Annotated in this window: 8 protein-coding genes; 2 read left to right on the forward strand and 6 right to left on the reverse strand. The window is 61.8% G+C overall.

The window, feature by feature from the left end; genetic code table 11:
* Nucleotides 1–16 precede the first annotated feature (16 nt).
* From GJ699_RS07120 to GJ699_RS07140, 5 genes are all read right to left on the reverse strand, one after another.
* Nucleotides 17–2,977: a TonB-dependent receptor gene (locus GJ699_RS07120; protein WP_154374533.1), complete on the reverse strand. Its 2,961-nt coding sequence runs from the start codon at nt 2,975–2,977 to the stop codon at nt 17–19.
* 115 nt (nt 2,978–3,092) lie between these two features.
* Nucleotides 3,093–6,257, reverse strand: coding sequence for a glycoside hydrolase family 2 TIM barrel-domain containing protein (locus GJ699_RS07125; protein WP_154374534.1), 3,165 nt, complete (start codon nt 6,255–6,257; stop codon nt 3,093–3,095).
* 15 nt (nt 6,258–6,272) lie between these two features.
* Nucleotides 6,273–6,887: an NF038129 family PEP-CTERM protein gene (locus tag GJ699_RS07130; RefSeq protein ID WP_154374536.1), complete on the reverse strand. Its 615-nt coding sequence runs from the start codon at nt 6,885–6,887 to the stop codon at nt 6,273–6,275.
* A gap of 11 nt (nt 6,888–6,898) precedes the next feature.
* A complete protein-coding gene (locus tag GJ699_RS07135; protein ID WP_154374538.1) occupies nt 6,899–11,341 on the reverse strand; it encodes a discoidin domain-containing protein in 4,443 nt (1,480 codons plus the stop codon).
* Between the two features lie 14 nt (nt 11,342–11,355).
* Nucleotides 11,356–12,816 carry a glycoside hydrolase family protein gene (locus GJ699_RS07140; RefSeq protein ID WP_154374540.1) on the reverse strand — a complete coding sequence of 487 codons (1,461 nt, stop codon included), beginning with the start codon at nt 12,814–12,816 and terminating at the stop codon, nt 11,356–11,358.
* Nucleotides 12,817–13,097: 281 nt separating this feature from the next.
* Between GJ699_RS07140 and GJ699_RS07145 the strand changes: the two genes are divergently transcribed.
* Both GJ699_RS07145 and GJ699_RS07150 read left to right on the forward strand, forming a co-directional pair.
* Nucleotides 13,098–15,905: a TonB-dependent receptor plug domain-containing protein gene (locus tag GJ699_RS07145; RefSeq protein ID WP_195763481.1), complete on the forward strand. Its 2,808-nt coding sequence runs from the start codon at nt 13,098–13,100 to the stop codon at nt 15,903–15,905.
* 31 nt (nt 15,906–15,936) lie between these two features.
* Nucleotides 15,937–18,705 (forward strand): endo-acting ulvan lysase-like protein, encoded by a 2,769-nt coding sequence (locus tag GJ699_RS07150; RefSeq protein WP_229262005.1) that lies wholly within the window; start codon nt 15,937–15,939, stop codon nt 18,703–18,705.
* Here GJ699_RS07150 and GJ699_RS07155 read toward each other — a convergent pair.
* Nucleotides 18,683–21,034: a TonB-dependent siderophore receptor gene (locus GJ699_RS07155; RefSeq protein WP_154374546.1), complete on the reverse strand. Its 2,352-nt coding sequence runs from the start codon at nt 21,032–21,034 to the stop codon at nt 18,683–18,685. The genes GJ699_RS07150 and GJ699_RS07155 overlap by 23 nt on opposite strands.
* Nucleotides 21,035–21,064 lie beyond the last annotated feature (30 nt).

Consider the following 21,064-nt stretch of genomic DNA (forward strand, 5'->3'; position numbering starts at 1 on the left):
CGTGAGGGGGAGACGATTACTTGCCGAACTTGTAGCGCAGGCCGACACTGTAGGTACGGCCGTTCACGTAATGCTGACGTTCGATGTCGGTGGCATAGGCGCCCGGCTCACCCACGTAGCGGTTCAGCGCCTTGTTGGTCAGATTGGAGGCGGTCAGCGACAGCGTCAGATTCTCCATCAGGTCGTAGTTGAACGAACCGTCCAGAATGCCGTAGGACTCGATGTAGCGGCCATCGATAGGATTGGCCGAGACGCCGAACAGCACCTGCTCCGAACGCCAGGTGTACACCAGCCGCGCCGACATGCGCTTGGCCTCATACATACCGGCCAAACTGAAGCTGTTCTTCGACACGAACGGCTGCTGCGAATCGATGACGCGGCGCGCCGTCGCGGTACCGATGTTGATCGGATTCGAGGTGTCCACATAGGTGTAGGAACCGGACACGCCAAAGTCCTTCAGCCAGCCGTAATGACCATCGAAGAAGTACTGGCCCGCCAGCTCGACGCCGCGCGCATAGCCCTTCTCCGCATTGACCGACTTGGTGATCTGATACTGGCCGGTCGGGCAGCTGTTGGCGGTGGAGCCGCTGTAGGCCGGTACCAGCGGCACCGTCTGGCATTCCACGATACCGCTCAGGAAGCCTTTGATCTCCTTGTCAAAGAAGCCAACCGATACATAGTTGGTGGCGTTGAAGTAGCGCTCCAGCGACAGGTCGAAGCTGTTGGCCAGTTGCGGACGCAGGTCGGCATTGCCGGCGGTGCCGGTGCCGCTGACCGTGTTGACCGTGATGGATGGATTCAGCGCGCTGATTTCCGGACGGGTCATACCGCGGCCATAACCAAAGCGTGCCAGGAAGTCCTTCTGGATATCGTAAGTCAGGTTAAACGAAGGCAGCGCATAGGTGTAGGAAGTCGACTTCAGATTGTCCACCACCACCGTGCTGCCGCTGGTGGTACTGGCCACACGCGCGGTGACGTCGGTATCGGTGCGCACCAGGCGCACGCCGACGTTGCCGCGCAGGCGCTCGTCCGCCGTCGCGAATTCGCCCTGCACGTAGCCAGCCAGAGTGTGTTCATTGAACACGCGGCGCGACAGCAGATTCTCGGCATAGTTGCCCACCGACGGGATACCGGCATTAGGGAACAATGCCTGCACCTGATTACCATCCAGCGCGGCCGGCGAGTACACCACGTAACCGCCAGAGTAACCGGCATCGCCGTTCATGAAGTTGCTCGGTGCGGTTTCCAGCACGCCGGACAACGTGGAAGCGTTGATGCCGTTGGAGCGGTTGGCGGTCAGGGTCGCACCATCGCTGGTGAGTGCCTTGCCGCTGAAGCTGAAGTTGGTGTAGAGGCTCTTCTGATGTGCTGCGCGGCCGCCGAATTTGATCTTGTTGAAGAAGCCCTCTTCCGGCGAGTACGCCGCATCCAGCTTGGCGGCATAGCCGTTATCGTCCCACTTCTGATACGTGCCATTGCTATAGTCGCGGAACACGAAGTTGCTCGGGTCCGACAGGCTAGGACCGCTGAATGTCAGCGAGTGCGGCGCGCCATCGGCCACGCGGGTAGTGCTCCAGTACAGTCCATTGGCCGAATCCATGTTGACCGAGCGGTTATCCTGGGTCTGGTCGGCCTTGATGTACGAAAGGTCCGCCTTCAGCGACCAGAACGCATTCGGGCTCCACTCCACGCCACCGGCGGCGATCCAGGTGGTGTAGGGACGACGCTCCTCGCCACCGATGGTGTTGACGGTCGAATTGAGGAAGGTACCGCTCAGCAGGCGCTTGTTGACCAGTACATCGTCGCTGCCGCCGCTCAGGTTACGGTTGGCCAGTCCCTCGGTGAAATTGAACGGCGTGGTTTGCAGGTTCTGAACATTGCCGCCATCGACCGAATTCAGGCCGCGATAATTCTGGTAGTAGCGGTAGTAGGTGTACTCGCCTTCGGTATAAAAGCGCAGCGTATTACTTTGGCGGTAGTCGGCGGCCAGGCTCAAACCCTTGCGGGTGCGGTAGATAGTCTCCTGGAACACGTTACTGGTCAGGCCAGGTGCCACCATCACGTTGGCCGCCTGCGCCGCCGTCAGGCCAGTCAGGTCGGGCGTGTAAGCGCCGGCGCTGGCCACGGTCGGTACGCTGGCCAGGTAGTTGATGTCGGTGCGGCCGACGTAAGCGCTCATCGGCAGTGCTGGATTGTTGCTGGTGTTGGCGGCCGCCAGCGAGGCATATTCCGCGCTGTCGGCGCGCACCGCGCGCTTGAAGTTGGCACCGCCGTTGGCTGGATTGTTGTCCGAACGGCCGGTGCTCTTCTGGTACACGCCGGCCGCCATCAGGCCGATGCGCGAGCCGCCGCCCAGATCCCACTTGTTGGCGATCAGGCCAAACAGCTCGGGATCTTTTTTCTTGGCCAGATCGTTCTCCCGGCCGTTGACGCTCAGCGTGGCGGTGAACTCCTTGAAGTCGCTCGGCTTGCGGGTGCGGATGTTGACCAGGCCACCGATCGCGCCCTCCACGTGTTCGGCCGATGGATTCTTGTAGACGTCGATGCCGGCCACCATGCCAGGAATCGCGCCTTCCACGTTGTATTCGCGGCTGCCGGCGGTGAAATAGGCGCGGCCATTGACCTGCGATGCGGTCTGCCCGGACAGGCCACGAATGGTCAGGCCCGAGCCCTGGCCCACCGGCGAGGCGCCCTCGCCGCCATAACGGTAGCCCTGCACGCCGGGAATGCGGGTCAGGGTTTCGGCCACGTTCGGATCCGGCAATTTGCCGATGTCTTCGGCGGAGATGGAGTCGACCACCTCCATCGTGTCTTTTTTGACGGCCAGCGCGGACCTGGCGCTGGCGCGTATGCCACTGACCACCACCGTATTATCGTTGGCATCTTTGGCGTCGGTGGCCGGGGTTTGGGCGTAAGCCTGGCCAACCGCCAGGGCCGCTGCGGTCAGCTGCAGCGTATTCATCAGCATCTTCCTCATTACTTCTTCTCCTCTGGTATATTCTTATTGGTTATCGATAACAACTTACGGCAAGTTATCGATAACTTTACTAAACATCATAAACAACCCTGCGACGAGGGTCAACACTTCCTGGCTATTGCATGCCGGTCTGTGACGGCGTAACCACGAATCGGTAGCTGGCGGCGGCCAGCGGAATGCGGTACTTGACATGTGGGCGGCCGTCCAGGCTCCAGCCGGTGTCGCCACCCACGCCAGCCTGCGCCATGTCGATCAGCAGGCTGCCATCGCCATGCGGCGCGATCTCGGCGCTTTTCCATGTGCCGCGTGGGCGCAGATACAGGTCTTCATACGGGAAGGCCAGCGCGTTGAAAGAGAATGGCACGTCGGCGCTGACCTTCACCCCGCCCTGCTTTCCGCGCAAGACGAGCCAGCGCACATCGGTCTTGTTGCCGCTTTCCTGCGGGCGAATGTAGGAGTGATATTGGTCAGCCAGATTGCCCTGGTAGAGACCCAGCGCGGCGCCGGTATGGCGATCGACGTAAGATTCTTGCGGTCCGCGACCATACCAGCGCAGTTTGTCTATGCCGGTGGCGCTGTCGAAACGCAGGCCGAGACGCAGCGGGTCGGGCAGATCGTCACGCAGCGGCGTGAAACTGGCGGCCACCTCCAGCGCGCCATCGGCACGCATGCGGTAGATATTCTCCCAGTGGGCGGCGCCGGCGCCAAAGCTGAACAGCACTTTCAGGCTGTCGCCGTCCACCGAGATGGCGCGGACTTTGCGCTGCTCGGTGAAGGTCTTCCAGATGGCGTGACTCTTGTCGACGCCCGCGCCTTCATCGTTGTCGGTCAGGCCGCGCCAGAAATTGGGGCTGCCGCCCTTCAGCAGTGGCTGGCCGGCCACGCTGTAAGTCAGCAGACCGGTTTCCGCCTGCAGTCGCAGCACGGCATCGCTGGCGCGCAGCTCATAGGTGTCGCCAACGCGCTGCGGCGTCACCCAGCCGGCCTGGCTGGCAACCGGTGCGGCCGACGCCAGCACAAACTGCGACCAGCCGACCAAGGCGCCCTGCTCCACACCCGCTTCCGCCACCTTGCTGCGAGCGCCGACTGTCAGCACCAGTTCCCCACCCGGCGATGCGGCCTGCGCCGAGGGTGGCACCGCAGCCGCTTGAGCCGACCGCGCCGCGACCAGCACCGCCGACACGTCCACCTGCTGACGCGCTCCCGCCGCAGCGGATGCCGGCGCCAGCGCGCCACGTGCCACTGTCACGCCGTCGCGCTCCAGCCGCCACTCCAGCGCCAGATGCGACAGATCGCGGAAATCGTACCGGTTCACTACCTCCAGAGCCCCACTACGCGCATCGCCCTCAAACACCACCGGCGAATACACCTTTTGCAGCTCATAATATTCAGGATCAGGCGTGCGGTCCGAGCGCAACACACCGTCGCCGACCACGCTGTTATCGCCACGCTCCGGATTCAGATCAAACCCGGACGCCCAGTAAGTACGCCCCTTCTCGTCTTTGGCGATCACACTCTGATCCACCCAATCCCACACAAAACCGCCCTGCAGCTTGCGATGCGCGCGAATCACACGCCAATAATCTTCCAGATTGCCCAGCGAATTACCCATCGCGTGCGCATATTCGCACTGGATCATGGGCTGATGATAGGCCGGATCTTGCGCATAATCGGCCATCTTCTCAATATCGTCATACATCGGCGCATAAATATCCACATACTCGTTAGGCAGATGCACCTCGCTCAGCGTGCCGTGGCCAAGATAGCTGATCAAACGCGTCGGATCGGCCTTGCGTATCCAGGCCGCAGCCGCTTCAAAGTTAGGTCCGGTGCCGGCCTCATTCCCCAGCGACCAAAAGATCACCGAAGGCGAATTCTTATCCCGCTCCACCATGCGCGACACGCGGTCCAGGTGCGCGACACGCCAGTGCGGCTTGTAACCCAATTGGATCGCGGCGCGCGCCGCCGCTGTTGGTGCCTTGTCGCCCAACTCCATATAGCCGTGCGACTCGATGTCCGCTTCATCCATCACATACAGGCCATATTCATCGGCCAGATCGTACCAGCGCGGGTCATTCGGATAATGTGACGTGCGCACCGCATTGACGTTGGCCCGCTTCATCAACTCTATATCCTTGCGCATCGATTCCATCGACATCACGCGATAAGTATGCGGATCGTGCTCGTGACGATTCACACCCTTGATCATCACGCGCTTGCCGTTGACACGCACCTCGCCGTCAGCCACTTCCACCGTGCGGAAGCCTATCCTACGCGCGGTGGCCGACAGCAGCTTGCCCTGCGCGTCGCTGACCTCAATCAGCAGCGTGTACAGCTTGGGTGTCTCGGCCGACCAAGGCTGCACCGACGGGATGGCGCCACGCAGCACCGCCTTGCGATCCGCACCTGGCGTGGCACTAGCCTGCAGCAGTTCACGCTCGCCATCCAGCACGCGTGCCCGCACCTGAACCTCAGCTGTGGCGCCAGCGATTTCGGCTTCCAGTTCAAAGCGGCCATCGCGATAAGATGGCCGGTCCAGCGTGGCGACCACTTTGTAGTCGCGCAAACGCGTCTTCGGTTCAGCATACAGATAAACGCTGCGCTCAATCCCGTTGACGCGCCAGAAGTCCTGATCCTCCAGATAGGAACCGTCCGCCCAGCGATACAGCTCGATGGCGATGGTATTGCGGCCGGGGCGCACGTAACGCGTCAGATTGAATTCGGACGGCAGCTTGGAATCCTCGGAATACCCTACCCGCTGGCCGTTCACCCATACGTAATAAGCCGCGCCGGCCGCGCCAATTTGCAGGAATACGTCACGCTCCTTCCACGCAGCTGGCAACTCGAAATCGCGGCGGTAGGAGCCCACCTCATTCAGCGCATGCGGAATGAAAGGCTCATTGGCCGGAAACGGATACTGGATATTGGTGAAAATCGGCTTTCCGTAGCCCTGCGTTTGCAGCATGCCGGGCACCTGAATGGTGCCCCACTTGCTGACGTCATACGAAGGCCGGAAGAATTCCTTGGGCCGCGCTTCCGGATTGGGAGAATAGGCAAACGACCATGTACCGTCCAGCGAGCGATAATTGGCGGAAGCCGCCTTGTCGCCCGCCAGCGCCTTCTCGCGCGTTTCGAAGTTGAAGAAGGTCGCCTTCATCGGTTCGCGATTGACCGCCACCACCTCCGGCTGCTCCCACTCCGCGCGGTGCGGCTGCGCCGACAGCGCCGGCATCGTATAGTGCGCCGCCAGCAGCGCCAGTGCCATGATCCGTTTATCCATTGTCTCCCCTGTTGGTTAGCGCTGGCGGCGTCGTACCATCGCCATCAGCAGCATGCCGGCGGCCAGTAACTGCCACGCGGCCGGTTCCGGCACCACCGCCACCCGCGCATCCGTGATTTGTATGCCAATAATGCCATTAGTTCCAGCCGATGTCGCGGGCGTCCAACTGAAATTCGCCAGCGCGCCGGTGACAGGGTCCGGATTGCCGAGCGCCGTGACGCCATCCGCGCCATAGGCCGAGATCACGAAGTGCGAGATGTAGGCCGTCAGCGGATCGACCGCGCCGCTGAAAGTCAGGTCGAACGACATCACCCCGCCATAGCTCACCGCATGGAACAGGTCATTGGCGGTGTCGTTGCGGAACAGGTAGCCGCCCGCCACCGTGGTCACGCCCCAGGAATCGATGAAGGCGCTGCTGTCGAAACCCGTCATGTTACTGACCAGTGCCGTCGCCAGCGGCATGCCGGCAGTGGCGCTTAGCTGCATATCGAGATAACCGCTGGTGGCACCGAACGACGAGGTATCGATGGCGATGTGCAGCGTGCCGGCCGCCGCACTGCCGCTACCGGCGCCCAAAGCGGCCAGCGCGATCAGCGCGCCGGCCAGCAAGCGTTTGAATGGACTATTCATATTGCCGTCTCCTAGTTGGTCCGATACAGCGCCGGGGTGTAAGACACCAGTCCGCGCGCGGGATTACTGAACGTGAGCGCGACATTGAGCGTCGCGCCGGCCGCCAGTGGCGAGGCCACCGTCACATAGGGAGCGCCGGATAAAGTGCCACCAGCGTTGTCCAAGGTGACGCCGGAGGTCAGGCTGTTCAGCACCAGTTGCAACGTGCCGTTCAGTGCCGTGCTCCCGGTGTTGGTGATGGTCACGCCGCCCACGTACTTGCCGGTGGCGCGATTCAGCGTCGCGCCCTGCTGCGTCATCTGAGCCGACGCGCTGACGTTCTCGCTGATGCCATGCAGCGAGCCGTGGAAGCGCACCTCCGCCAGGTTGCCGAACCAGGTGCCGGCGTTGTAGATGCGGATATAGCGATAAGCCGTGGAGCCGCTGATGGCCAGCGTCTGCCAATCCATGCTGGAGACAGCGGCAGCTGTCAGCGTGGTCCACGTCGCGTTATCGTTCGAGCCCTGAATCACCACGCCCTTGATGCGGGCGTAATTGCTGTCCTGCCGTGCCAGCAGTTCCACGCTGCTCAGGTTCACCTGCTTGTCCGCCTTGAAATCGAACACGATGTAGCTGCCCACGCCGGAATTGCTGCTACCGATGCGGAAGTCCGAATTGGTCGCGGGATTGGCGTCGAACAGCGCATTCACCTGCGCCAGCGTGGTTGCCGCCGTGCGGTTGCTGGTGGAGTCGATCAGCGTTGTCAGCGTCGGCACGTTGGCGATGACATCGGCCTCGCTGACCACATACAAAGCCGTGCTGTCGGTGGTGCTGCTGTTGGTCACGCCGTCACTGCCGTTCTGCTGCTTGTAAGCGATGGCGAAGGTCACGTTGCCTGCTGCCGCGCCCTGTGCCAGCGTGGCCTCGGCGGTGAAGTTGACGTTGTCGCTGCTGCTGACCGTCGCGGCCTGGCCCTGAATCGTCACGTTCACATTGTTGATCGCCTCCTTGGCCACAAACGCCAGCTTGACCGTATTCCCCGCCACCACACGGTTGCGGATGCTCTGCGCGGAACTGAGCGACACCGTGGCGATCTTGTTGGCTGATTGCGCCACGCCGTACAGGCGAAGTTCGGCCATATTGCCGTACCACGCGCTGCTGTTGTAGATGCGGATGTAGCGGTAAGGCTGGGTGCCACTCACCGTCAGCGTCTGCCAGTCCAGCGTGGATGCGGCGGCAGCGGTCAGTGTGGTCCAGTTGCTGTTGTCATTGGAGCCTTGCACCACCGTGCCTTTGATGCGGGTGTAGTAGCTGTCCTGGCGTGGAATAATCTCCACCCGCGACAGCGTGACCGTGCCGCCCTGCTTGAAGTCGAAAGTCAGATAGCCGCCGCTGCCACTGCCGTTCAAACGGAAGTCGGTGAAGGTCGACAGATTGGAGTCGACCAGCAGATTGGCTGCCACCAGCAGGTCGGCGGCATTGCGGCCGCTGGAATCGCTCAGGCTCGTGATGTTGAGCAGATCGCCCAGATAGCCGTTCAAGTCCGCCAGCAGCAAGGAGGTGCCATCGGTGGTGAACAGTACCGGTTCCGCATCCACGCCGGCTGCGGTCTTGTAATTGATCAGGAACTTGACGGTGCCCGGTGTCACCGTGGCGTTCATCACCGCCGTCGCGGTCCAGTTGAGGTTATCGCTGCTGGTAACGGCCGCCGGCAAGCCCTGAATGGTGGCGCTGACGCTATTGATTGGCGTCTTCGACACGAAACTCAGCTTGACCGTGGCGCCGGGCACAATGCGGTTGCGCAGGCTTGGGTCGGCGGCGATAGTCACCGCGCTGATTTCATTGACGGTCTCGTAACGCTGGCCGTAGATGCGGAACTCCGCCACCTCCAGGAAGGTGCTCGACGGTTCCAGCATCTGCATCTTGAAGAAGCGGTAGCGCTGGTTCTGCAGATCATCCTGCACGGGCAAGGTCTGCATATCCTCCGTCACCACCGTCAGGCCTGGCGTCAGGCGGGTCCAGTTCTCGTTGTCGTTGGAGCCGAACATGGCGACACCGCCTATGCGCTCAGGGAAGCTGGCACGCACCTGCAGCTGGAAGGCATTGGCCGCCACCTTGAAGCTTGGACCGAAGTCGAAGGTGTGCGTCAGATTTTGCGCCAGCGTGTACACCACAAAGGTATCCGGCGTGCCATCCAGCGCATTCGGTACCTGGGTGCCGAAGGTCGAGGCCACGAACATATTGGCGTAATTGATGCTGCCATCGGCCAGCAGCGGCGTAAGCTCCTTCAGGTTGGCGGTGGCCGTGCCCAATGCGGCCAGCTTGGCATAGAACTCGGCATCGGTCGCACTGCCGGCGGCGCTGACCGCCGCTTGATAGGCGGCCTGATAGTCGGACAGGCTGCTGGTGATGTAGATAGTGTCAGGCTTGTAGGCCGCGCTGGCGGCGGCGATAGCGGCCTGACGATCCGCGCCCACCACCACCTTGACACTACGCGCGGTAACGGTGGTGCCATCCGATGTGGCCACCACAAAGCTGTAGCTGCCGGCCTGCGACGGCGTCCACGAGAATGCGCCGGTCGCGCTATCGAAACTGGCGCCCGCCGGCAGATTGTCGATCTGGTAGGTCAACGCTCCAGTGTTGCTGCCGTCGGTGGCGGCAAAGCTGTAGCTGACGGCGGCGGTGGAACCGGCATTTGTGTACAGGTTGACGTCCGCATCACCGGAATCGAATACCGGTGGCGTCAGCACGGTCCCGGCCTGCACGTTGATGTGATCCAGATCGACCGTCGTTCCTGGTCCTTTCACTGTGATGAACAGCATGTCGCCCAGGCTCTGATACGCGTTGAAGGCGTAGCTGACATAACGCCACTGGCCTTTGGTGTCCGGCAGCGTGATGGTGTCGTCGAATACATCCAGTTCGGCCACGCCGTTGGTGCGCACCAGGAAGGCCACCGTGCGGGTGGCGTTGGCATAACCGAAGACAGCGATCTTGCTGCCGGCGGTGGTTGCGGTCACGCGCACATAGGAGGCGGTATCGTCCTGCGCCGCCAACGCGCCGTCATCCAGCGCGCTAAAGCGGTCCTCAATTTCACGCACCGGCTCGACGATCGGCTTGACCAGATATTGCGTGCCCTCCGCCTCCGCCGCAGGTGGAATAAACAGCCAGAAGTCGCCACCGCCATCGACACCATCCCAGTTGTACAGGGTGCGGTCGGCAAACAGGCGGGTGAAGTTGGGCGCGCGCTGCGCGATGTCGATGCCCTTCACGTATTTGTAGTAGTAAAACGGCTCCCAGGTATTCTGCGTCAGCCTGCCGCGATAAGCGCTGGCCAGCTGCTTGTAGATGATGGTGGGGTTGCCCGCGGCATCGGTGTGAGCGGCGGTTGGCACCCAAGGAGTTTCGTAGCCCAGCATGTAATGGGCAAAGTATTCGGTGGCGTCGAGGATGCGGTCGTTCAGGAACTCATAGGGACCGACCGCGTTGGCCGCAGTGGATGCTGTGCCCTCGACCGGATCGACCTTGGTGTCCTGCGCCAGCAGCAGACGGGCCAGCAGCGAAGCGTTGGTGACGTCGCCGGCGCCGTGCGCCTGGTCCCGGCCCATCTCAACGTGCTGCACCACCGGCGTCACCGCCTCGCCAGTGACATCGTTTTTGGTCACCAGCCGGAACAGCTGCTTGATCGCGCCGTTCTGGCCCTGATCCACCGCCGTCTTGTTCACCATGAACCACTCCACGCCCTCGTTGTAGCGCACGCGATTGCCGGTGAAGATGTAACCCGACATGGCGCCAATCAGCGGATACAGGTGCTGATTCATGAAGTAGGCATTGCTGTGCTGGAGCGTTTCAATCACCGGTGTGATCAGATTATTGGTAAAGCTGGTCGTATCCTGATCGGTCCAGGCCAGATCCGCCGTCTGATAGCTGGAGTAGCGCAGAATTTCAGCAGCGGCCACCATGCGGTTCAGCGGTATGCCGCTGTGGATATGCGCGTCGGTATAGTACGCATACTGCGCCGGGTCCATCTGCGCCCAGATGCGGATGATGTGCAGCGCATTGGCGCGATAGACTTCATCGCCGGTCACGTAGTACAGAATGGCCTGGGTATAAGCCTTGAGCGCATCCGCGATGAAACGCGATTCGATGCCCTGGCTGTTGAACGCATACGACGATGGCTTGCTGGGATCGGAAGCGCTTTGCTGATTCGAAGTCACCGCGCGACCAGCGGCGCTGGACAGCAGCATCTGGTTGAAATAAGTATTCCACGGCTCCTTTTGCGCCAGCACCTGCGTGCGCATGTCCTCCAGCACCTGGCGGGTCAGGCCCACACCCGGATGTTTGAAACCACTGGCATCCACCGTCTCGGTCAGGACCGGCTGATAAGTGGTGGCCAAGGTCTGTATCGTATCGGCCGCTCCGGCGAGCGGGCAGCACAAAGCCAGCGCCATTGCCATGGCGCGAAAATATCGAATCATTTGTATCCCCTTCGCTAGCGGTAGTGGATGCCGTCGACAAACTGGTTCAGTTCCAGCACCCCGGCCTCCGGACCGGTGATGCGCTTGCCACCGACAGTCACGTTGTCGATGGTGATGTTGCGGACCTTGCGTTGCGCGTCATGGCCGGTGATGGCCGAAGCGCTGGGCGAACCTTTGCCCGTGTAGTGGATGTTGCGCAGCGTGACATTCTCGATGCCCAGCCCGGGGCTGGTGTTGTACTTGGCGGTATAGGCGATCTTCAGATTGAACAACTTGCCCTCTTCGATGCGGTCGACGCGGATGTCTTCAAACACCACGTCGCGCACCAGATTGTCGTCGCCGGCCATGATGCCCAGCGCACCCTCGTACTCGGGATCGTCCTCGTCATGATCGAGGATGTCGATATCCGAAAAGCGCAGCCGCTCCAGCACTTCGGACTGCGGATGCTGCGGCGTGGGCGTATTGCCATGGATGCCGATCATGACCGCGTGCGCGATATCGGCCCACAGCGTGCTGCCGCTGACTTTAACGTCGCGCGTATTACCCCAGATGTCCCAGCGATGATTATAAAAAGTGAGGCAATCGTCGGAGGTGCGGATAAAGCTGTCGGCTATCGTCACGCGTTCGCAGGCAAAGTGACCCAGTCCATCCGACCATTGACCGGCGCCTATGCTGCGGATAGAACGTTCCGTCACGTCTTGCGAGGTAATGCAGCGCATGGTGCCGTGCGGCTGATTGATGAAGATCGGACCATCGATTTCGATATTGCGCGCGTTGCGGATGGTGGTCATATCTACGCCGTCGAACAGGCCGTCGCTATACACCTTCACATCTTCCACGCCTTCGAGGATGAGCGGATTCTTGAGAATGGCCGAGCCATGGATATACACCGTGGTGTGCGACCGCAGACGGAATTCGCCGCTATGAATGCCGGGGCCGAAAAACACCGTCTTCTGAGTGAGGTCTGGCAGTTGCGCGGTGCCGATGTCGTTGGAATTCAGGTTGGCCGGCACCGCCGGCATATCGTCTCGAATCGCGTGCGTGAATACGTGAAGATTGTGCAGATGGTCGTCGTCGAATTCCACACTCAGATTTTCCGGACGACGCAGCGTAAAGTAGGCAATGCCGTCCTTGACCACCGGCTTGACGCCTTTGCCCTCCGGCCGTACCCGCACCTGCGAGAAGATGCCGTTATTCTTCTGCACCGCCAGTTCCACAGTGCCGTTGAAGTTGAAGTACACCATGGATGCCATCTGCGGATTATCCAGGTCTACCTTGACCTTGTATTCGTACAGATCCTGCCACACGCCTCCCGGCGTGCGCACGCGCACCGTGAAGTCGTCATTGTGGTGGGTGTAGCGAACCGGATTGGGGAACGGGTGAACCTGCAACCGGTCCGGCATCGCCTGGGCCAAGGCTGGCGGCAACTGCAGGCACGCCAGCAGAAACGCGAGCACGCGTATGAAGATGAACAAATTGGTCTCCTTTGCCCTCCTGGTCAACCTGTGCCGGCGGGCGTTTATTAATTTTTCGGTTATTTCGATGCCGTTTGATATCGATAACGGATCGGATTATACGAGCTCTTGTTTGCATGTCAATAGCCGCCGCTTTTCTGCAACAGGTTTTCGTTATCGATATCAAAGTTTCTTGACACTCGCAGGGCCGATCATTATGTTATCGATAACCACAACGCATTGCAGCTATGCGTGTTATCGATAACGTGACAATCCTAGTCACGACAACAAGGAGACATATTTTGCAGAATGCAAGCAAACGCCGCAAGGCGGGCAACGTCGCACGTCAAGCTGGCGTCGGCCTGCTGGTCCTCAGCTCCAGCGCCTTCGCACAGGATACCGCCAACACTCCGCCAGCCACTGGCGACGACGCCCCCACCGTGGTGGTCGTTACCGGCGTGCTGCGCAACACCACCGCCGACAAAGCGGCCATCTCTGTCACCACGCTGGACGAAGAGCGGCTGCGCGCGGTGGCACCGGTCAGCGCGGCCGATCTGCTGACCGAAATCCCCGGCGTGGTCGTCACCTCGGACGCCGGCGAATCGCGCAACACCGTTTATGCGCGCGGCATCTCCAGCGGCACCAGCGCCGGCACCGTGGGCTACTACTGGAACGCGCTGATGGAGGACGGCCTGCCAGTGGTCGGCGGCCTGTTCTCCAACTTCTCGCCCGATATGTTCCTGCGCGCCGACGCCACCACCAAAAGCGTGCAAGCGGTACGCGGTGGTTCGGCCGCAGTCACCGGGCCGAACGCGCCGGCGGGCCTGTTCAACTACATCTCCAAGAATGGCCTGACCGACCCGGGTGGCATGTTCGGCACCCGCCTGGGCGTGGAGAACAAGGATCATCCCGGCAATCTGTATCAGAAATACGATTTCTATTACGGCGTGCGTAATGAGGACAAGACCTTCGGCTGGTCGATCGGCGGCGACTACCGTCGCAGTTACGGCTACCGCGACATCGCTTATCCGCCCAATCGCGGTGGCCAGATCAAGGCCAACGTCAATAAGCTGTATCGCAGCGACTGGGGTAACGGCAGCTTGCAGCTATCGGTCAAATATCTGGACGACCATACCGGATATCTGGACATCGTACGGCCGATGGCACACGGATTCGGCCCGATCGCATTTGATACGCCGTTTGGCCGCAGCGCCAACTTCATCCCGACCGGGAATATCGCGCACGCCACTCCTTCCGGCCTGGATGGCCGCACCGACTACTGGGACCCCAGCAATTTCGCCCGCAATCGCGGCGGCTACATCGGCCTGAAATGGGAGCATGACTTCGGCAACGGCTGGAAGGTCAACAACAACGTCCGCTACCAAAGCAACGAGGTCCATCACAACGAGGCGGAAGGTATAGGCTACCAGTCGGTGACCTCGTCCACCGTGTATTCCAATCTGGGCTCCGTGCTGGCCGGCCTGAGCACCACGCCTGGCTATTACACCCTGACCGACCGCAGCACCGGCCAGGTCATCGTGCGCGTCAACCAGCGCACCACCGCCAGCAGCAGCACCGGCGCGGCATGCAGCGCTTTATGCGTGCAGAGCACCACGCCCAATCTGCTGCCCAACAATACCATCTCGGGGAATTCGCCGATCGCCAACACCAATCTGGTGTTGACAGTCAGCGCCTTGAATAACCGCATCCGCAGCGACGATTTCGTCGACCTGTTCACGGCCAATAAATCGATCAGCTTTGCCGACAAGTCCAACCTCACCGTCACCGCCGGCGCCTACACCGCCTGGATACACTTTGTGCGCGACGCGCTCAATGGCGGCCAGGGTGTCATGGGCTTGCAGAATTCACCTGACACCTACAATGTCACCTTCACCACGCAGTCCGCCACGCCGGTCACCTATCAGTTGACCGATCCTACCGGCTTCGGCGCGGTGGCCGGCACCGGCGGCAACAGCGTCGGCAGCCTGTATGACGATGTGCGCACCCGCGAAATCTCGCCGCTGCTGGGCCTCACCTACGAAACCGGCCCTTGGCTGTTCGACTTCGGCGCGCGCTACACCTCGTACAATTTCCATGGCACGAACTATCGCTATGTCACTAACAGCAGCGCCACCAGCCGCAGCTTCGGTGGCCTGGATGGCGATCCGTTGACCATCTACGACAACGTCTACGCTGTCAATCCCGACAGCGCGGCCATCCGCTACAACAAGAACGTGCACTATTTCCAGTACACCGGTGCGATCAGCTACAGCGTCAGCAAACGTCAGACCATCCATGCCCGCTACACGCTGGGTCATAAAAACGGCGACGGCTACTGGAATAACTACGACGCGCAGTGGAAAGTGGATGCCACCGATCCGAACATCCTGCCGGTCATCAAACAGGCGGAAATCGGCTATAACTACAGCACCAAGGGCTTCAGCATCGAGGCCACGCCCTACTTCGTCGACATCGACCGCGTTGGCGTCACCAGCTACGGCACACTGGCGGACGGCGTCACGCCTTATACCCGGCCGCTAATCTACAGCCATTACCGATCCTATGGCATTGAGCTGGACAACCGCTTCCGCCTCACCAACTGGCTGGGCATGCGCAATGTGCTGACGCTGAACCAGGGTAAAGCACTCAGCGCCGCATCGTGGGCGGCTGGCTGCGGCGGCGCGCTGAAAGCTTGCGCGACCGGTGTCGCCACCACGCCGGACACCGCCGTCTATACCTCCGGCCCGCAAGAGCGCTCGGCCAAGGTGGTCTACAACGGCACCGTCAATGCGGACTTCGACAACTTCGGCGGTTACTTCCGCTTCCGCTACATCGGCAAGCGTCCGACCACCGTCGCCGCGCTGGCCTACCTGCCGCCGAATCGCGTCTCCGACCTGGGCATCTATTACAACTACAACGAAAAGCTGCGCTTCGACTTCAACGTCAACAACGTCTTTAATGATCGCAACGCCACCCAGATCGGCCAGTTGGGCAGCCTGCCGACCGGGATGACGCTGGACCAGTTTATCGCGCAGTATCCAAACGCCCTGACCACGGTGCAAACCAATCCGCCGCGCTCCTTCTTCCTCAGTGCTACCTTGAGGTTCTGACGTGCGGCGCTTATCTACGCTTTTCGCCTTGATGCTAGCCGCCGGCGCGGCCGGCGCCGGCCATCCACGCCTGCTGGTGCAGGATGAGGCGCCGTCCGCCGTGGTCGCACTGATCGAGCGCAACCCCGACGCGCAACGCAGCCTGCGCGCGATTCGGGCACGCGTGCAGCCCTACGTCGATCGGCATCGCAGCGATCCGGCATGGATCGTCTCGCGCCTGCAAATGTACTGGCAGTCGCACAGCACGCAGGTGTATGTGAAGAACGGCGTCTACGACCATGCCGAGGGGCGCGCGCCGGTGCCGACCGTGCGCTACACTGGCAGCCGTGATGCCACCAGCCAGTACCTCACGCCCAAGCTGGAAGACATCAAACCGTATATGGGCGAACGTGATCTGCTTTGGCTGCAGAACCGCGACGCGCCGGGCAAGCCGTGGGAATGGGCCAGCCAGGCCAAAAGCGGTCGCGTTGTCGAGTCGATCAACATGCGCATCGTCGAGTTGGCGCGCGACGCCGCCTTCCTTTACTGGACCAGCGGTGACGAAAGCTATGCGCGCTTCGCTTACGATATCTTCGATACTTACATAAGCGGCATCGCCTATCGCGAAACGCCGATAGACCTCAACCTCGGTCATGCCCAGACGCTGGTCGGCCTGCAGTCGTTTGAAGTGATCCACGAAGATGTCGTCGGCCCGCTAACTGAAACCTATGACTTCATGCACGCCTACATCGCGCAACGTGCCGGCGACAAGCGCGCGCTGTACGATGGCGCCTTCAAGAAGTGGGCGGATCTCATCATCGCCAACGGCGTGCCATGGAATAACTGGAACCTGATCGAAGCGCGCTTCGTGCTGCACATCGCTGCCATCCTGGGCGCCGACGACAGCTATGCCGACCGGCGCGGCAGCCAGCACTACGTGCGCAGCGCGATCGATGGCGACGGCTCTCGTCAATGGGGGCTGCGCCGCCTGATGGAGTACGGCTACGACGCCAACACCGGCATCTGGAACGAATCCCCCAGCTATTCGATCAACGTGGCGGGCGACTTCATGGAGTGCGTGGACTTGCTGGACCAGAGCTTCGGCATCGATATGCTGAAGGATCTGCCGGCGCTACCAAAGGCCGCGCGCGCCCTGCCCCAATACCTGCTGCCCAACGGCCGCACCGTCGGTTTTGGCGACACCCGCTACGAACTGCCGCGCACCGCCATGGTGGAACTCCTGCTGGCCCACGCCATCCGACACCAGCAAAGCGAGGACGCCAACGGCTATGCCTCGCTGCTCGCTTCCATTCGCAGCGCGGGCGAAGCGGCACGCAAGGATGATGTCCATGCGCTGCTGGACAGCCTTCGGCCCGCGCCAGCCCTGGCGATGCCGAATGCGCCCGTGGTTCCAGCCACCGCCTGGCAGACGCCCACCTTCTACGCCCCCAACGCCAGCTGGCTGATACAGCGCAATGGCTACGCGGGCGCGGATGCGGAACGCAAGGCCATGGTCATTTCGCAGGTCGGCTCCAGCGGCAATCACGCCCACGCCAACGGCATCGCCATGGAGCTGTACGCCAAGGGACTGAGCCTGGCACCGGAAAGCGGACGTGGTTCCGGCTATCTGCAAAACGATCACCTTGAATATTATTCGCAGTTCCCGGCACATAACACGGTGGTGGTCGACGGCGTGTCGGCCTACCCGTCAATGAAGAGCAACCACCCGTTCACCGTGCAGGCCATGTACCCCGCATCCGGCAGCGCGGCGGCGGCATCTTTTCCCTGGGCGACCTTCAGCGACGTGCGCTTCATCGAGCCGGAGACCAATGCCGATCAGGCGCGCACGCTGGGCGTCATCAGGCTTGAAGACGGTGCCGGCTACTTCGTCGACATCTTCCGTTCGCGCCGGCGCGACGGCAAGGACCGTTATCACGACTACATCTACCACAACCTCGGACAAAGCATGCAGTTTGTCGGCGCAGGCGGCCAGCCGCTGGCGAACACGCCGTCGCAGCGCCTCACGTTTGCCGATGGCGACCTGGCGGGCTACGATTTCTGGCAGAACCGCAAGTCGCTAACATCGCAACAACCGCTGCGCGCGCGTTTCGACCTCAAACTGCGGGAGCGCGCGTTGAGCATGACGGCGTGGTTGCAAGGTTCGGCACAGCGTGAATACTTCTCGGTGATGGCGCCGCCATCGACAGCGTGGAGCGCCGGCATGCTGCCGTCCGAGATCGAACGCGCGCCGCTGCCCACGCTGGTGATACGTCAGCGCGGCGAGGCATGGACGCATCCATTCACCGCCATCTTCGAGCCGGCCGAGAATGGCGCAAGCCTGGTGCGCGAGGTCGAGCAGATCGACGATGGCCATGCGCTCGCGCTGCGCGTCAGCACTGCGGGAGAGCGCCGCCAGACCATCATCTCGGGCGATGCGGCGGACGCGCAGTACCAGCGCGATGGCGTGCAGCTGCGGGGCCGCTACGCCATCGTCGCGGAGCGCGGCGGACAGCTGGACTACCTGTTCCTGGGCCGTGGCAGCACGCTGTCCGCGTCAGGCTATGCGCTGTCGGCCGACAGCGGCGATACGGCGGCAGCGCTATGGCGCGACGACGGCCGCTGGATGTACACCAGCGATCGTCCGATTCAGCTCCAAGTACCCGCCGCCGACTGGCCATCCACACTGTCGCTGACGGTGGATGGCCGCGAAATCCGCCTCGCCGGACAGGCGCGCAGCGTAGATGGCAAAGCGGCATGGCTATTCCAGCTTCCCGCAAGCCCGGCCACCACGCTACGGCTTACCAGCGATATTTCGCGGTGAGTATCACATTGCGTTCGGCGCCACGGAAGTAGCTGCCGTAGGCACGGCCGCTTAGGTAGGAGCGGTCGAACAGATTGCTGACGTTGAGGGCGAAGCGCCACGGCCCGGTGTCGTAGCGGATGGCGGCATCGGTCACCGTGTATCCGTCTTCGAACGAAGTATTGGCGGCATCGTTGTAACGCTTGCCGGTGTAGCGCAGGCCACCGCCTACGCTCAACCCCGGGCCACCACTGGCACCGGTCGCATAATCGAGCCACAGCGACGCGGTCTGTTTCGGCGTGAGGATTGGCATATTACCCACTTCCTCGGGAATGGCGCTCGACAGGATCTTCATGTTCAGCGCCGTGAACGAGCCGGTAAGCCACAACTGCCGGCTCAGCTCCGCGCGTCCCTCCAGTTCCAGCCCGCGCGAGCGCACCAGTCCCAGCGCATGCGGCACAAATTCCACCGGGTCGTAGGACACCACATTGGTTTTCTTCAGGTTGTACACCGCCGCCGTGAACGACCACGGTTTATCTTCGGGGATGTACTTCACGCCCAATTCGATCTGCTTGCCGCGGCTGGGACTAAACAGCACATCGTCGTCGATCGCCATCACCGGCACAAACGATTCGCCATAGCTCGCATATGGCGCCCAGCCATTGCCCACCAGGTAGCTGGCACCGATACGGCCGGTGGTGGCGTTGTCGGTACGGTTGTCCTGCACATCGCCCAGCCGATCGTCAAGATGTGTGCGGGCGCGGTCCTGGCGCACGCCCAGCGTCAGCCGCCAGTGCTGGTCGAACTGCAGCTGATCCTGCGCATACACGCCCAGCTGCTCGCTGACCACCTGCTTGTCACGCGAGTTCGTGGCAGGTTCGGCGATGCTGATGCCGTACACCGGATTCACCATGTCGAGTGAACTGGTCATGTCCTGCCAGCGCTGCCACTCGGCGCGGTTGCGGTCATAGTCGACGCCGAACAGCAGTCGATGCGTGATGCCGCCCGCCGTCAGCGTGCCTTGCAGCGAAGTGTCGACCGCAGTCTCCCGCACCGATTCCACATCATGCCGCGCCTGGCGCAGCAACTCGTTCGGATCGACGTCGAAGAACGACACGATATGGTGCTTGTCCATGCTGCGGTGCGCGTAGCGCGCTTTCTGCTGCAACTGCCAGCCATTGTCCAGCGTGTGCGTCAGTTGATAGCCGGCGGCGTCGGAATCGGTTTCGATGCGGCTGTAATTCGGATCGCCTTCCTTGATGCTGCTCTGCGAGCCATCCGCCGCCGTGACGTATTGAATATCATCCGAACTATCGTCGCGCAGCGCCTCCGCTTGCAGCGTCAGCGAGGTTTGCGGCGAAATGTGCCAGGTCAGCGACGGTGCCAGATAGCGGCGTTTCTGCTTCATGCGCTGGCCATTCGGATAGCTCTCCTGCGTGCCGGTGTCCAGATCCACGCCAACCACGCGCCACAGCCAGCGCTGCTCGCCGTCCAAGGCGCCACCCAGATCGGCCATCACCTGCTTGCGGTCATAGCGGCCCAGTTGCACGCCAATCTCTCGCAGCGCGTCCGTGCTGGGCACCTTGCTGACGCGGTTGACCACCCCGCCCACGTCGCCCTTGCCAAACAGGACCGAGGCCGGGCCACGCAGCACTTCCAGCCGTTCCAGGCCATAGATCTCGGTCTGCACGCCAAGGAAGGTGATACCCACGTTCTGCGCCAGGCCGTCGCGATAGCTGCTGGTGTACCAACCGTCGAAACCGCGCAGCATCACCCAGTCCGGCGCGCGTGAATCGAAGCCATACGGATTGACGGTCACGCCGGCGGTCTGCGCCAGCGCGTCGGTCAGCGTCACCATGCCCTTGTCATCGATCTCGCGCGCGCCGATCACTGAGATCGACTGCGGCACTTCGACGATGGCGCTGTCGGTTTTGGTGCCGGTGGCGCTGCGCTTGGCGACCACGCCCGGCACCGGGCCGGTAGCGGATTCGCGCTCGCTATCGGCTTTCACGCTCACTGCGGGCAGTACCGAATCGGTCATCTGCCCGCTGTCCTGCTTGGGGGCTGCCACCAGGCGATAGCCGGCTGCGGTTTTGCCGATCACGTAACCGCTGCCGTGCAGCAGCGTGTTGAAGCCATCCTCCACACCATAACTGCCTTTCAGGCCGTGCGTCTGCAAGTCCTGCACCTGCCGCGCATCGAGTACGAAGGCGACGCCGGATTGCTGGGCGAAGCGGCTCAGCGCATCGGCCAGCGGACCGGCCGGAATATCGGCCTGCACCTGGGTTTGGGCTTGGGCCAGCGGCGCGGCCAGGGCGATGGCGGGCAGGATGAAGTGTTGGTATCGCATGGTGGAAGTTTCCCGTTTTTGTTGATCTCA

The sequence above is a fragment of the Duganella guangzhouensis genome, from assembly GCF_009674535.1.
GTDB lineage: Bacteria > Pseudomonadota > Gammaproteobacteria > Burkholderiales > Burkholderiaceae_D > Rugamonas > Rugamonas guangzhouensis.

Coding starts and splice junctions, on each gene's coding strand:
- GJ699_RS07120 (WP_154374533.1), bottom strand. CDS start 2,977: ATGAGGAAGATGCTGATGAATACGCTGCAGCTGACCGCAGCGGCCCTG.
- GJ699_RS07125 (WP_154374534.1), bottom strand. CDS start 6,257: ATGGATAAACGGATCATGGCACTGGCGCTGCTGGCGGCGCACTATACG.
- GJ699_RS07130 (WP_154374536.1), bottom strand. CDS start 6,887: ATGAATAGTCCATTCAAACGCTTGCTGGCCGGCGCGCTGATCGCGCTG.
- GJ699_RS07135 (WP_154374538.1), bottom strand. CDS start 11,341: ATGATTCGATATTTTCGCGCCATGGCAATGGCGCTGGCTTTGTGCTGC.
- GJ699_RS07150 (WP_229262005.1), top strand. CDS start 15,937: ATGCTAGCCGCCGGCGCGGCCGGCGCCGGCCATCCACGCCTGCTGGTG.
- GJ699_RS07155 (WP_154374546.1), bottom strand. CDS start 21,034: ATGCGATACCAACACTTCATCCTGCCCGCCATCGCCCTGGCCGCGCCG.